The organism is Lentibacillus salicampi (assembly GCF_004565465.1).
Classification (GTDB): Bacteria; Bacillota; Bacilli; order Bacillales; family Amphibacillaceae; genus Lentibacillus; species Lentibacillus salicampi.
The window spans coordinates 123,959-137,555 of record NZ_SRHY01000003.1 but is presented as its reverse complement, the minus strand read 5'-3'; the positions used below and the strand labels follow the sequence as shown (position 1 = coordinate 137,555).

The 13,597-nt window shown below is 44.1% G+C and carries 14 protein-coding genes and 1 pseudogene; 1 reads left to right on the top strand and 14 read right to left on the bottom strand.

Going from position 1 to position 13,597, the window contains the following annotated elements; translation table 11 throughout:
- Positions 1 to 642: 642 nt before the first annotated feature.
- Positions 643 to 1,935 (bottom strand): ArsB/NhaD family transporter, encoded by a 1,293-nt coding sequence (locus tag E4U82_RS04135; RefSeq protein ID WP_135108803.1) that lies wholly within the window; start codon positions 1,933 to 1,935, stop codon positions 643 to 645.
- A gap of 140 nt (positions 1,936 to 2,075) precedes the next feature.
- On the opposite strand from E4U82_RS04135, the gene E4U82_RS04130 reads away from it, so the two are divergent.
- Entirely contained in the window at positions 2,076 to 2,453 is a 378-nt protein-coding gene (locus tag E4U82_RS04130; RefSeq protein WP_135108802.1) for a TIGR04086 family membrane protein, read from the top strand.
- A 101-nt stretch (positions 2,454 to 2,554) separates the two neighbouring features.
- Here the strand turns inward: E4U82_RS04130 and yajC are convergent, their stop codons facing one another.
- From yajC to E4U82_RS04065, 13 genes and pseudogenes are all read right to left on the bottom strand, one after another.
- Positions 2,555 to 2,824 (bottom strand): preprotein translocase subunit YajC, encoded by a 270-nt coding sequence (gene yajC / locus E4U82_RS04125; protein ID WP_135108800.1) that lies wholly within the window; start codon positions 2,822 to 2,824, stop codon positions 2,555 to 2,557.
- A gap of 19 nt (positions 2,825 to 2,843) precedes the next feature.
- The gene (gene tgt, locus E4U82_RS04120; RefSeq protein ID WP_135108798.1) at positions 2,844 to 3,983 is read right to left on the bottom strand and encodes a tRNA guanosine(34) transglycosylase Tgt; all 1,140 of its coding nucleotides are present in this window, start codon (positions 3,981 to 3,983) and stop codon (positions 2,844 to 2,846) included.
- A gap of 132 nt (positions 3,984 to 4,115) precedes the next feature.
- Positions 4,116 to 5,153 carry a tRNA preQ1(34) S-adenosylmethionine ribosyltransferase-isomerase QueA gene (queA, locus tag E4U82_RS04115; protein ID WP_135108797.1) on the bottom strand — a complete coding sequence of 346 codons (1,038 nt, stop codon included), beginning with the start codon at positions 5,151 to 5,153 and terminating at the stop codon, positions 4,116 to 4,118.
- 19 nt (positions 5,154 to 5,172) lie between these two features.
- Complete coding sequence (locus tag E4U82_RS04110; protein ID WP_135108796.1) at positions 5,173 to 5,370, bottom strand: DUF2905 domain-containing protein; 198 nt, start codon at positions 5,368 to 5,370, stop codon at positions 5,173 to 5,175.
- The gene (ruvB, locus tag E4U82_RS04105; RefSeq protein WP_135108794.1) at positions 5,367 to 6,368 is read right to left on the bottom strand and encodes a Holliday junction branch migration DNA helicase RuvB; all 1,002 of its coding nucleotides are present in this window, start codon (positions 6,366 to 6,368) and stop codon (positions 5,367 to 5,369) included. Before ruvB ends, E4U82_RS04110 begins: the two co-directional genes overlap by 4 nt.
- A gap of 15 nt (positions 6,369 to 6,383) precedes the next feature.
- Positions 6,384 to 6,986, bottom strand: a complete 603-nt coding sequence (gene ruvA / locus E4U82_RS04100; RefSeq protein ID WP_135108793.1) for a Holliday junction branch migration protein RuvA — start codon at positions 6,984 to 6,986, stop codon at positions 6,384 to 6,386.
- Positions 6,987 to 7,099: 113 nt separating this feature from the next.
- Positions 7,100 to 7,831, bottom strand: a complete 732-nt coding sequence (locus E4U82_RS04095; RefSeq protein ID WP_135108791.1) for a YebC/PmpR family DNA-binding transcriptional regulator — start codon at positions 7,829 to 7,831, stop codon at positions 7,100 to 7,102.
- Positions 7,832 to 8,069: 238 nt separating this feature from the next.
- Positions 8,070 to 8,627: a YhcN/YlaJ family sporulation lipoprotein gene (locus E4U82_RS04090; protein ID WP_135108790.1), complete on the bottom strand. Its 558-nt coding sequence runs from the start codon at positions 8,625 to 8,627 to the stop codon at positions 8,070 to 8,072.
- Between the two features lie 64 nt (positions 8,628 to 8,691).
- On the bottom strand, positions 8,692 to 9,438 hold the full coding sequence (gene nadE, locus E4U82_RS04085; protein WP_135108789.1) for an NAD(+) synthase: 747 nt from the start codon (positions 9,436 to 9,438) through the stop codon (positions 8,692 to 8,694).
- 1,101 nt (positions 9,439 to 10,539) lie between these two features.
- Positions 10,540 to 10,684: pseudogene (gene safA, locus E4U82_RS20615) on the bottom strand (SafA/ExsA family spore coat assembly protein); the annotation flags it as partial.
- A 137-nt stretch (positions 10,685 to 10,821) separates the two neighbouring features.
- Positions 10,822 to 11,673 carry a prephenate dehydratase gene (gene pheA, locus E4U82_RS04075; protein ID WP_135108786.1) on the bottom strand — a complete coding sequence of 284 codons (852 nt, stop codon included), beginning with the start codon at positions 11,671 to 11,673 and terminating at the stop codon, positions 10,822 to 10,824.
- A 43-nt stretch (positions 11,674 to 11,716) separates the two neighbouring features.
- Complete coding sequence (obgE, locus tag E4U82_RS04070; RefSeq protein WP_135108784.1) at positions 11,717 to 12,997, bottom strand: GTPase ObgE; 1,281 nt, start codon at positions 12,995 to 12,997, stop codon at positions 11,717 to 11,719.
- Positions 12,998 to 13,000: 3 nt separating this feature from the next.
- Positions 13,001 to 13,537 (bottom strand): Spo0B domain-containing protein, encoded by a 537-nt coding sequence (locus E4U82_RS04065; RefSeq protein WP_135108783.1) that lies wholly within the window; start codon positions 13,535 to 13,537, stop codon positions 13,001 to 13,003.
- Positions 13,538 to 13,597: the final 60 nt, after the last annotated feature.

The window sequence follows — 13,597 nt, the reverse complement described above, 5'->3', positions numbered from 1 at the left end:
GCCAACAGGACGTTGGTCACAAAGGCGTTGCCACAGGACGTGGCGTTCTTAGCCTTTGAACCATGCTTCCTGCGGGGTCTTCGGACACGTGACTGTTCTGATTGAGTCTACGTATATTGCCTCCGCTAGCGATATAATTGACTTTAAACCAGTGGAAAGCGAGTGTATTTCCTGAGCGACGAATCCTTATATTCGGGAACAGTCCTCCGCGCCAATCAAACGCTGCAATGGAGCAGGAAACATACAGTAAAGTGTTTCAGCGGCAAGACAATTATAATCCGGCTTCTCGATTTAATGGTTAAGAAATCTGGTTTTTTCCGGTATAAAGCATTTTGTTCTTTTGCAAGATGTGCGCGTAAAATCTAGCGGAGGAAATACACGGAGACTCCTGCGGGAGCAGAGGCATCGGTGAGACCCCGCAGTGCGCCAGCACAAAGCAAAGCTTCCATGAGTATGCTTCGTCCTGCGAGGAGTGCTACTTCTCGCAATCACTTGCAACACGACGAGCACGAGGAGGCTCACCAGCCGCCCGCGGAAAGCGTAGTGTATTTCCGTAGCGGCAATCCAACCACCATCTCAATCTACGTCGCAGTTTATGAATTTTGTGTCAAAAACTACAACCTTTTAGAAAACAGCGAAATTCTAAGATATATATGGAACCAAATACCGGATGTAAATATAAACCGTCGCTACCGCGAGTGATAAAACCACAAAAGGAATCCCGTACAGCATAAAACGGATAAACGATATTTTTTGGTCCGCACCTTCTGCAAGTCCTGCCACGACCACATTAGCTGAAGCTCCGACAAGTGTTGCATTTCCTCCAAGACAGGCACCCAATGCCAATGACCACCATATCGGATCCAAATAAACCATGCCATAACCTTCAAATTCTTCAACGACCGGAATCATTGCCGCCACAAACGGGATGTTATCAACAACACCCGAGAACAGCCCGGACACCCATAAAATTAAAAGAGCTGTCGCAGCAAAATCACCATCTGTCCAAAGAATGATTGCTCTCGCCAGTTCATCAATAATCCCCGCTGATTCGAGTCCGCCTACTAGTGCAAAAAGCCCGATAAAGAAAAATAAGGTCACCCATTCAACTTGGGAAAAAACGTGTTCCACAGCCAATTCCTTTTCCGTCAACAGAAGCAGCAGCACAGCTCCACTTAAGGCGATAACAGTCAGATCAATATGCAGAAATGGCTGCAGCAGAAAACCAGCTAATGTCATAATCAGGACGGCTATTGATTGATACAACATCGGAGAGCGCACAAGATAAGCGGATGCATCAGCTTTCATCAACTCTTCTGTGTTGCCATTTCCGGTTCGCAATGACCGCCTGAACAAAGGCAATACTACCACTAGCATCACCATAAACATAATGAGAGCGACCGGTGCCATATGATTGAGAAATGACAGGAATGTCAAATGATCAACAGCCTGTCCGATCATAATATTCGGCGGATCCCCGATAAGTGTTGCAGCGCCGCCAATATTGGAACTGAAAATGACAACAAGCAAATAGGGAAACGCCGGCAAACCAAGCTGCTTGGTAATCTTCAAGACAATCGGCGCCAATATCAGCACTGTCGTTACATTATCCAACAACGCTGAGCCAATGGCGGTCAATATGCTGACACCCATTAAAAGCGGAACAGGCGAACCACGCACTTGCTGGGCGAACCGGACGGCAATAAACGAAAACAGCCCCGTTTTCTCAGTAATAGAAATAAGCACCATCATGGAAAACAGTAATGCAATCGTATTCCAGTCAATATAGGATGTAAACACATCATTGACACTGTATATGCCGGTTAATAACAGCAATGTTCCACCTGCCATTGCTACAACTGCCCGGTTTATTTTCTCTGTCATGATAAATATATAACTAACAGCAAAAATGACTCCCGCTAATATAACGTCCATACAGCATCCTCTTTCAGCATAATAAGTTGTTCTTCTTAACAATATATGCTGCAGAACACAAAATATTTTCAGTCTATTTTTCTGTTTAGACGAATAGGCTAATGATACATGGACAATCATTTGGAGGGAGGCTGAACAACGTGCGGAAACAACAATTTGTTGCCCTGCTGTATGGATGGATTATCATTCTCGGACTATTATTACTGACAAGTATTTTTCTCGCGTTTTTACTTCGATTTACAGCAATGAATGAAGTGACCCTATCATGGATCACACTAGCGGTTGGGTTAGTCAGCTTATTCGTCGGCGGAATTGTTGCCGGTGTTAAAGGTAAAGAAAAAGGCTGGGTTATTGGAGCCATAACAGGGGCAGGTTTTACACTTTTTACATTCCTTGTCCAATACCTGGGTTATCAACAAGGGTTCTCACTGGACCAATCACTGCACCATGCAGGCTTTATACTGGCAGCACTCCTTGGCGGGGTTATTGGAGTGAATGTGATCAAATCAGAAAGCTGAAATAAAAAAAGAAGTCAGTCCCGGATGAACTGGCTTCTTTTTCTTGTTTTGAAAACGATCAATCAAACGTTTACTTTTCTTTATGTATAAATCATAAAGTGTTATTGTTCATTATCGTTTCTGACTTCCCGGATGGCTGATCGGTCATACGTCAGTCTCGGCCCGTCGCCGGGTTGAAGTACAACTGTGTTTTCATCAATCGCATGAATCTCTGCATGGAATCCGCCGATTGTCACCACTTTGTCACCCTTTTGCAAATCGGATTGCATTTGTCTAACTTGCTTTTGCCGCTTTTGCTGCGGACGGATAAGCAGAAAGTAAAAAATGACAAACATTAAAATAATCGGTAATAACGATGCCAGGGTTCCCATTCATTGTTCCCTCCTTCTACTAAAAGTTCTTCGCATTCTGTTTATTAAAACCATATTGTTCAAAGAATGCCTCTCTAAAATCAGCGAGTCGATCTTCAGCAATAGCTGCTCGTACCTGCTCCATTAATTTTAACAGAAAATATAAGTTATGGTAAGTAGTAAGCCTGAATCCGAATGTTTCATTACATTTTATTAAGTGACGAATGTAGGCACGGGTATAATTTTGGCATACATGGCAATCACAATTTTCATCAATCGGATTAAAATCCCGGGCGTATTTGGCATTGCGCACAACCAATCGGCCATTAGATGTCATGCAAGTCCCATTGCGCGCTATACGTGTCGGCAACACGCAATCAAACATATCAATGCCACGGATAGCGCCATCAATCAACGAATCCGGTGATCCGACACCCATTAGATAACGTGGCTTATCAGCAGGCAGAAGCGGTGTTGTAAACTCCAGCACCCGGTTCATGGTATCTTTTGGTTCGCCGACAGAGAGGCCTCCGATGGCATACCCAGGAAAATCCAGGGACACCAACTCTTCTGCAGCCTGCTTTCTTAGATCCTTATATTCACCGCCTTGGACAATGCCGAACAGCCCTTGCTCAGAAGGCCGTTCGTGGGCGTTCAAACAACGTTCCGCCCAGCGTGATGTCCGTTCCACAGAGGCTTTCATATAATCATGTGAAGCCGGATATGGTGGGCATTCATCAAATGCCATCATAATATCCGAGCCAAGAGCATTTTGAATGGTCATAGCCTTTTCAGGTGAAAGAAACAGTTTCTCTCCGCTCAAATGATTCCGGAAATGGACACCTTCTTCCTTAATATTCCGCATATCACTTAAACTGAAAACCTGGAATCCGCCCGAATCAGTCAAAATTGCCCCATCCCAGTTCATAAACTGATGAAGCCCGCCAGCTTCTTGAATAATATCTTCACCTGGACGCAGCCACAAATGGTACGTATTGGAAAGAATCATGTTCGCATTCATTTCCTTTAACTCATCCGGGCTCATAGTTTTAACAGTTGCCAGCGTTCCGACAGGCATAAATGCTGGCGTATCAAAAGACCCATGCGGTGTATGAACTTTCCCGAGGCGCGCCCCTGTCTGTTTGCATGTTTTAATATGTTCGTACGTAACTGCAGTCATTAGCCATCCAATCCTTTATTATAAAGTGAAACTTCATTCAGTGGAATCGTATTTTATTCCGCTGAATGTTAGTTGAACAGAATCGGGCATTTAGGGGCAGTTGTCAGGCGTACTGGGCCTGACTAGAGCCCCTTACATGCGGGATAAAATAAGCATCGCGTCTCCAAAGCTGAAAAACCGGTATCTTTCCTGAACAGCTTCGTTATATGCTTTCAAAATGTTTCCCCTGCCGGCTAATGCACTGACCATCATAATTAACGTCGATTTAGGCAGGTGAAAGTTTGTGATCAGCCCGTCAATGGCTTGAAATTTATACGGCGGGTAGATAAAAATATCGGTCCAGCCGCTTGATTTTACAAATTGGCCATCATGGTCACGGGCGATCGTCTCCAAAGTCCGTGTAGAGGTTGTACCAACTGTTATAATCCTACCGCCATGTTCTCTGACAGAGGTCAGGGCATCAGCTGTTTCTTCCGACATTTGGTAAAACTCAGCATGCATTTGATGGTCTTCAATTTTATCAGCACTTACCGGTCTAAACGTTCCCAGACCAACATGCAGTGTAATAAATTCAATGGTCACGCCCATCGCCCGAATCTCATCAAGCAGTTCGTTCGTGAAATGCAAACCCGCAGTCGGAGCAGCAGCCGATCCTTCTTCTCTTGCATACACCGTCTGGTATCGTTCTTTCTCAGGCAATTGTTCCTTTATATAAGGCGGCAGCGGCATTTCCCCGAGTTCATTTAGTATTTCATAAAAAATGCCTTCATATTCCATTTGTAAAACCCGGCCGCCGTGATCTTTAATGCCAGTGCATGTTGCGCGGATTTTTCCATCCCCAAAGACAATAACAGTCCCTATTTTAATTTTTTTGGCGGGTTTCATAAGAACTTCCCATGTATCCTTTTCCTGCTGATGGAGCAGCAAGACTTCCACTTTTGCTCCTGTACCCTCTTTGATGCCATATAATCGCGCAGGCAGAACTCGCGTGTCATTCAGTACAAGACAGTCACCTTTTTTCAGGTAGTTTTTAATATCGGGAAATTGTTTATGTGCCACTTCTCCTGTATCAGGATGTAAAACGAGCAACCGGGACGCGGCACGATTTTTCAATGGTGTCTGTGCAATTAATTCTTCCGGTAGGTTAAAATCAAAATCCTCTATATTCATGATGCGCTCCTAACTGTGTCTAGCGAAATTTTCCTATGATGAAAAAGATAAGCGACAAAATAATGCTCACGACTATTGAGGTCATAATCGGGAAATGAAACGTGAAATTTTCACGTTTGATTGTGATATCCCCGGGTAATTTGCCGATAAGTGACCATATGACACCAATTACCACAAACATAATACCAAGGATAATAAATAGTTTACCCATGTTCATCCGTCATCTTTCCTTATGCCAAAATGCTGGTATGCTTTTGGTGTCACGACGCGTCCGCGTGGCGTGCGCTGAATAAAACCGATTTGCAGTAAATACGGTTCATACACATCTTCAATCGTCTGTGATTCTTCACCGATAGTTGCTCCAATCGTATCCAACCCAACTGGTCCGCCTTGAAAGCTATCGATAATGGAAGTCAGCAGTTTATGATCAATATGGTCCAGTCCTGCCTCATCAACCTGCAACATGTCCAATGCCTCGTCAGCTGTCTGTAAACTAATTTCTGTTTCCCCTTTAACTTGTGAAATATCCCGAATTCGTTTCAGAAGCCTGTTGGCAATCCGAGGCGTACCCCTTGAACGGCCGGCGATTTCCCGGGCAGCTTCATGTGTAATCTTTGCTCCGAAAATTTCTGAAGTCCGCTCAACAATATCACACAATTCCTCTGTCCCATAAAACTCCAGTCGGCTTAGAACGCCAAAACGATCGCGCAATGGTGCTGACAGTAATCCTGCCCTTGTGGTTGCACCCACAAGTGTAAATGGCGGCAAATCAATTTGTACGGACCGGGCACTTGGTCCGCTACCAATGACAATATCAATAAAAAAATCTTCCATGGCAGGATACAAAATTTCTTCAACAGATCGCGGCAAACGGTGTACCTCGTCAATAAACAGAACATCGCCAGGTTCAAGAGATGACAGGATGGCCGCCAAATCACCGGACCGTTCTATCGCCGGTCCTGAAGTTGATCGGAACTGCACCCCCATCTCATTGGCAATAATAGCTGCCAACGTCGTTTTACCAAGACCAGGCGGCCCATATAATAGTACATGGTCAAGGGGCTCCTCCCGCATTTTCGCAGCCTGAATAAAAATACTCAAATTATCTTTAACTTTCTTTTGACCGATATACTGATTCAAAATTGTGGGGCGGAGACTGAGTTCCACAGTGGAATCTTCATTCTGTAATTCACCTGTGACCATACGCTCATCCATCATCATCCCACCTTGTTATTTTCTCATAAGTAATGCTAATGCTTTTCGTACCATCTCATCTGTATTTTGGGTGTCTTCTTGTTTCAGTTCAGGAATAATGGATTTAATCTCACGTTCAGTATAGCCGAGTGATTTTAATGCTTCCTGAGCTTCCTGTATACCGCTCGCGTCTTCTCCGGATGGCGTATTCACGGAAGATTGGGCAGGCATTGATGCGAGGGCTGTCAATTTTCCTTTTAAATCCAGAATAATTTGTCTTGCTGTTTTTTTGCCGATGCCGGGAAAACTTGTCAGAAACTTGTCATCTTCTCGTTCAATGGCCTCAATGAACGCTTGCGTATCAACGCTTCCCAAAATGGCCAGCGCACCTTTTGGCCCGATACCTGATACAGAAATGAGCTTTGTGAACAGCAATTTTTCATCGTCATTCCGAAACCCGTACAGAACCTGTGTATCTTCACGAACATAATGATATGTATGAATCGTTACCTGGTTATCCAATGATGCCTGAAACGCGAATGGAGTGGCACAGACAATCTCATATCCAACTCCATGCACATCAACAATCACAGCATCTTCATGGATTTGAACTAAAGTCCCTTTTATATAAGCAATCATGTGACGTTCTCCTTTACAACCCTTTAGCCAGTTTAACACAACCAGCCACTAAAGGCAGAAAGAAAACTCCTATTCTTACTAAATAAGAATAGAAGCCTCTCCCTGCCTCTTGATTACTCTGAGATTTCCATGTTGTGATGGATGTCCTGTGTATCTTCACTGTCTTCCAGCATCTCAATCAAGTTTAACATTTTTTGCTTTTCATCTTCGGAGGGGGCGCTATATGTTTGCGGAAAATAAGTCACGTCGGCTTCGGCAAGCTCATAATGGTTGTCACGCAAATAATCACGGACACTTTGAAAATTTTCGGGATCCGTATAAATCTCGTAGGCTTCATCTTCAATACTGATATCATCGGCTCCCGCTTCAATTGCTTCCAGGCTAATGTCATCTTCGTCAATGGATCCATTCTTATCTTCCACGACGATATAACCTTTTCGGTCAAACATAAATGTGACACTGCCATTTTCTCCGAGATTGCCGTTATTTTTTTTGAACGCATGCCTGATTTCAGAAGCCGTACGGTTTTTATTATCCGTCAATGCATTGACAATTACAGCAATACCGCCCGGCCCATAGCCTTCATATGTGATTTCTTCATAATGAACCCCATCAAGATCACCCGTCGCTTTTTTGATGGCGCGGTCAATGTTATCGTTGGGCATATTATCCGCTTTAGCCTTATCAACCGCTGTCCTAAGCGAGGCGTTCATATCAAGGTCTCCCCCGCCTTCCTTAGCGGCCGTATATATATTTTTGGCATGATGCATAAAAATTTTGCCTTTTTTGGCATCCTGAGCATTTTTCCTTCGTTGTATGTTATGCCATTTGGAATGACCAGCCATAGGACATTCTCCTCTCTCCAGAACTTTCTTTATAACTATACCAAAAAACCAGCCATCAATAAAGCGAAACTTCATTCAATGGATGCTTTTCCCATTGAATGTTAGTTGAGCAGAATCGGGCTTTTATAGACAGTTAGCCACCGTCTTTTGGTGGTTTACTGTCCATTACATGCGTTTACGGACAGTTAACCGCTGGTCTTTGGCGGTTTACCGTCCGTAATTGTGAGAGCATTCATTTTTAAAAATGTTCTCTGTCCCTGTTAAAAAATTCGCGCAGAAATTCACGTGTGTCCCCATTTATTTGATCAAGTCGCGCATCTTTGTTACGCATGCGGTCCCAAAAGATCTCATCTGTATAAACATAAACCTCTTTGTTGGGAACCATTTCCTGCACTTCCTGTTCAACGCGTTCACGCATATCCGGTGGCGCATGGTCGCTCAGCATGATACCAACGACTACCCGCTCTTCCGATACGGCGACCTGTACCTGTCTGACATCGTTACGCTGTTTTAGGTGATTAGAAATGTTCAAAGACATTTCATTTGTGAATTTGTCACTTTGTCCATTCCGATCGCCGTTGTTCAACTCTTTCTGCTCACTTTGCGGGTAACCGCCGTCTTCATCAATTCCCTGATCTTCTGCCCCAAGCCGCTCGTTATGCTCTTTTTCCGATTCATAATGGATCGGCTGGGAATTCATATTTTGCCCAGAGTCTTGTTCCCCTGACTCATATTGTGCACAGCCAATCAGTAAAAACAAACAGACTGGAAACATCATCCATCTAATTATCTGCATAAAACAACCTCCCTTATCATTAGGTTGGATAAGCGAGGTTATTTTAAACAGTTAAATTAAGGAATTAATGATCTTTACGGTGAAATTGCTTTGCGGGTTGGCGCTTGTGTTCAGTACGGCGATGTGCTCTCTCAATAATCTCCTTGTCTTTATCTGGAATTTCTTCTCCATTCAGGTACGCATCAATTTTATCGTAGCTTGTGCCGATTTCTGCTTCATCTGTCTGTCCTTCCCAAAGCCCGGCACTAGGTTTTTTAGCTAAAATTTCATCGGGAACGCCCAAATAATCACCCATTTCCCTGACCTCTTGTTTTGTAAATTCCACTAGCGGAAGGATGTCGACACCACCGTCACCATATTTGGTGAAATAACCGATATACCACTCTGCCGCATTATCTGTCCCGACAACCAAATAATTATAATGGGCAGCAATCGTATAAAGGGTGCTCATTCTCAGACGTGCCCTGAGGTTGGCTCCAGCAAGCTGATCGTTTTCCTGTTCAAAAGCACTGTTCTGTTTTAATTGCCCGCTGATTGTCGAATACATGGTGTCATGTGTCTCCGTCAAATCAATAGTCAGCTCTTGAATTCCCGAGCTTTCAATCACCTTTTTTCCATGTGCCATATCCTCCGGGTTACTATTAAGCGGTAGCAAGACCCCAAGCGAATGGCTGGGGAAAGCTCGTTGAATCAAGTAAGCGACAACCGCTGAATCCAGTCCACCGCTGACACCGACCATTAACCCGTTAACACCAGCTTCACGTACATAATTCTGTAACCATTGTACAATGTCGTCTGCATTTTTTTTCATCATGATCACCCTATTTGTTCAAATTTCCTAAAGTTAGTTTAGCATAATTTGAGCCATTTTCAAAAAAGATTGGCGTTTTCTCCATTTTTCTTTCATTTCTGTAAAATAATCATATAAACCTGGCCTGAGTAACGTGCTGATGGATTCGGTCCACATAAGTTGTTTGCAGCACCTCCTTTTCGTGCAAAAAGAAGAGAGACGATCACTGTTCATCTCGTCTCCTTGCATGAATTCACTCACTTGTTGATTCTTCCTCATCTTCACGGAATCCTCCGTGGGACCCAGGCGGCTTCGGCATTGGCATGTGATCACCGGCGAAATGCGGATGACTTGTTGGCGGCATTTGTGGATAATGATAGCCTTGCTGCATCCCCATCGGATTTGGGGCATATTTTGGACTGTAGGATCCAAAATCATTCATATTGTGATGCTCTTTTGGTTTTACCGGCATTTCCATTTTTGACGACGATTCATCCGGTTTGGGCATATGACCATAGAACGGCGTTTGTGGCATGTGACCTTGCGGGTGGTACATCGGTTGCGGCATTGGCATTGGGTGATGTTGTTGATGCATTGGTTGCTGATACATTGGCATGTGCTTTGGCTTCGAACCACCACAGCCACAATCTTGCTGCCATCCGGAATAAGGACTAACTTGTGGCATTGGCATTGGCTGTTGATACATTGGCATGTGCTTTGATTTCGAACCTCCACACCCACAATCTTGCTGCCATCCGGAATATGGGTTTACTTGCGGCATTGGAGGCGGCGGGCATTTTTCCTGCTGATACATCGGCAGCATTGGTTTCGGGTGCGGCAGGTAATACTGTTTCTCAGGCGATTCTTCTTCTGGCTTTTTGTAGGCTGGTATTTGTGGGAGATTAATGTTGTAGTAATTCATTTCCTGTTCTACTGTTGACATCTTCTGCTGCATGGGCATTTTGGGCTTAATTTCTTTTGGCTGCTTAACATCATCTTCCTTCATAATCGGCATCGGTTTTGGCGACGTGTCCTTATACGGTTTTTCGACAGAAGGCATCTGTGTCTCTTTCTGAATTTCTTTCTTGTGCGTCCCCTCTTTTTTGACCGGTTTTGATGAGGCAGGAATTTTAATCTTCATACCTGGCATAATCATGTCCGGGCTTGACAATTGCGGGTTCAGCTGTTTCACCTGTTCAAAATCTGCCCCATATTGCTTTGCTATTTCCCATAATGTATCGCCTTTTTGTACAATGTGAATTCTCAACTCTCAACGAACTCCTTTCAATCCAGTTTCATTTCATACTGGGCAAATCGCTCATTATCAACATATGCAACGAAATGATAAATGTTGAACTAAAAAAGAAAAAACCGCCTGTCCCGATTAAGGTCAGACGGTTTCGATTATAGATCTATCTGATGAACAGGATATGTACCAAGAATCGTCACATCACACCCAAGGGCTTCCAGTTCAGCTTTGACCCCCGGAAATAAAACATCGTCATATGGCTGATTGACATCGACAATAAAAAAGTAATTCCCTAACCCTGTTTTCATTGGCCTTGATTCTATTTTCGAAAGGCTCATCTTACGCCATGCGAACGCTGCTAGCACTTGATACAAAGCACCGGCATAGTCACTCGGCAACGTAATCAATAAGCTTGTCTTTTCTGTTTCGGCTTCATGTTTAATGCGGATGATTTCTTTATCTTTTGCCAGCACCGCAAATCTGGTATGGTTATTCGGATAATCGTGGATATTTTCCTGATGGATCGTTAGTCCATATTCACTTGCGGCTAGTCTATTGCCAATAGCAGCTATACTTTCTCCACTTTCACTGACCATTTCCGCTGCCTTCCCGGTCGATGACGTGAAATTCATATTCGCATCCGGCATATGACTGTGCAGGAATTGGTGACATTGTGCAATGGCTTGACCATGTGAATAAACACTCGACAGTTCGGATAGTTCACCTGTAAATCCTGGTTTCACCAGCAAATGCTGCTGTATTGGCACAACAATCTCAGCCATGACCGGTAATCTGACCTGATGGACCAGATAATCAACTGTTAATTGCACCGTCCCTTCAATCGCATTTTCCAGCGGTACAACACCTATATCAATTTCGTCACGATAGACAGCATCAATGCATTCCGGAATAGTTGTAAAACTTTGTTTGTTTTCGCCATTAAAGGCGGTGTCCACCGCCAGTTTTGTAAACGTTCCACGCGGGCCTAAATAACCTATTTTCACCATATAAACGTCCCCCTGTCTGCAACATCCCATATTCCGACGCTCGTTACTCAATAAATTCAAATTCAAAATTCTTTAATCTGATTGTATCACCATCGCCCGCACCTCGTTGGCGTAAGGCCTCGTCCACGCCCATACCGCGCAGCTGTCGTGCAAAACGCTGGACCGATTCATCTTTTGTGAAATCTGTCATTCTGAACAGTTTCTCAACCTTGGCTCCTGATAAAACATAGACACCATCCGAATCTTTTGTAATCGTAAACGGTGTTTCTTCTTTTTGATACCGATAAACAACTTTCTCATCTGATTCCTCTAATTCCCGCTTATGGTACGGTGTCTTATCCAATAGATCTGCAACGGCAAACTCAAGCTCCTGGAGCCCATCCTTTGTCAATGCTGAAATCGGATAAACCGGATGCGCGTCATTTAATTTCTCCTTGAACTCACGAAGGTTTTCCGCCGCACCTGGCATGTCCATTTTATTGGCCGCAATGATTTGTGGTCGCTCCATCAGCCTTGTGTCATATTCCTTTAATTCACGATTGATTTTCACAAAATCCTCGTACGGGTCCCGTCCTTCAATTCCTGCCATATCGATGACATGCAGCATCACACGCGTACGTTCAACATGCCGCAAAAACTGATGCCCCAGACCAACGCCAGTATGAGCTCCCTCGATTAAACCAGGAAGATCGGCTATCACGAAACTGCGCTGATCAGCTGTATCAACAACCCCGAGATTAGGCGCCAGTGTCGTAAAATGATAGTCGGCCGTTTTCGGCTTAGCAGCACTGACAACAGACAATAGTGTGGACTTCCCGGCACTTGGAAAGCCAATCAATCCGACATCAGCAAGCACTTTCAACTCAACTTTAATTTGGCGTTCATGCCCTGGTTCACCATTTTCAGCGAGTTCAGGTGCGGGATTACGTGCTGTTGCAAAACGGGAATTACCGCGACCCCCGCGGCCGCCTTTGGCAATGACAGCTTCCTGTCCATGTCCCGTTAAATCAGCAATCACTTCCCCGGTATCCTCATCACTCACGGTCGTACCGGGTGGAACATCAACGACCAATGGTACCGCATTTTTACCATGTTTACTTTTGCTCATACCATTTTCGCCGCGTTTCGCTTTATAATGCCGTTTATAGCGGAAATCCATCAATGTGTTCAGCCCTTCATCAACCTTAAATATGACATCACCGCCATTCCCGCCATCTCCACCGGCAGGACCGCCTTTTGGCACATAGATTTCCCGACGGTAGGCAACAATACCATTCCCGCCATCTCCAGCCTTGACATAAACGCTAACCTGATCAACAAACATTTGCTATCCACCTCGTTTACATGGAATACTGACAGTACACTTGATTTTCTCATCCTGATAATGGACCGTCACATCATGACCCATGTTCTCCATCGTTTGCATGAATGATCGTTCATCCGCCAATTTTCCACTGACGGCAACTTCCAATTCGAGCGTATCTGAATCCGCATCGTACAGGTGTACATCAAGTTCATACAATGCCATCTCATCCGCTGCTTTCTTAATCTCTTTCATCACGTTTTGACAACGTTCTGCAAGCAGCTGATCCACTGAAGCCAACTTTTCATTTTCAGTATGTATATGGTAGGTTAACCGAAAATTCGTATGTAAGAAATTAAATTGCAGTATAGATAATGCAAACGCCGGTACATTCAAATGAATCAGTTTACCCTCTTCCTGCAGCTCCTCCATATAAGCCTTTAATTTGACTTGTACTTTGTCTGTTTTCCCCATACTTAAATATCCCTGCACAATCTGCAAATGGTTCATCAAATCGTGCCGGTAATGGCGGAGCAGTTCGATAACGTCTTTATCATCCATATTACTCCCCTCCAACAGTAAGAAAAGTATAGCAAAAAATGAGCCCTACTACCAAAAAAA

Excerpts from the sequence above, each read along its gene's own strand:
- E4U82_RS04135 (WP_135108803.1), bottom strand. The coding sequence starts at position 1,935 with ATGGACGTTATATTAGCGGGAGTCATTTTTGCTGTTAGTTATATATTT.
- yajC (WP_135108800.1), bottom strand. The coding sequence starts at position 2,824 with ATGGGAACCCTGGCATCGTTATTACCGATTATTTTAATGTTTGTCATT.
- tgt (WP_135108798.1), bottom strand. The coding sequence starts at position 3,983 with ATGACTGCAGTTACGTACGAACATATTAAAACATGCAAACAGACAGGG.
- queA (WP_135108797.1), bottom strand. The coding sequence starts at position 5,153 with ATGAATATAGAGGATTTTGATTTTAACCTACCGGAAGAATTAATTGCA.
- E4U82_RS04110 (WP_135108796.1), bottom strand. The coding sequence starts at position 5,370 with ATGAACATGGGTAAACTATTTATTATCCTTGGTATTATGTTTGTGGTA.
- ruvB (WP_135108794.1), bottom strand. The coding sequence starts at position 6,368 with ATGGATGAGCGTATGGTCACAGGTGAATTACAGAATGAAGATTCCACT.
- ruvA (WP_135108793.1), bottom strand. The coding sequence starts at position 6,986 with ATGATTGCTTATATAAAAGGGACTTTAGTTCAAATCCATGAAGATGCT.
- E4U82_RS04095 (WP_135108791.1), bottom strand. The coding sequence starts at position 7,831 with ATGGCTGGTCATTCCAAATGGCATAACATACAACGAAGGAAAAATGCT.
- E4U82_RS04090 (WP_135108790.1), bottom strand. The coding sequence starts at position 8,627 with ATGCAGATAATTAGATGGATGATGTTTCCAGTCTGTTTGTTTTTACTG.
- nadE (WP_135108789.1), bottom strand. The coding sequence starts at position 9,438 with ATGAAAAAAAATGCAGACGACATTGTACAATGGTTACAGAATTATGTA.
- pheA (WP_135108786.1), bottom strand. The coding sequence starts at position 11,673 with ATGGTGAAAATAGGTTATTTAGGCCCGCGTGGAACGTTTACAAAACTG.
- obgE (WP_135108784.1), bottom strand. The coding sequence starts at position 12,997 with ATGTTTGTTGATCAGGTTAGCGTTTATGTCAAGGCTGGAGATGGCGGG.
- E4U82_RS04065 (WP_135108783.1), bottom strand. The coding sequence starts at position 13,537 with ATGGATGATAAAGACGTTATCGAACTGCTCCGCCATTACCGGCACGAT.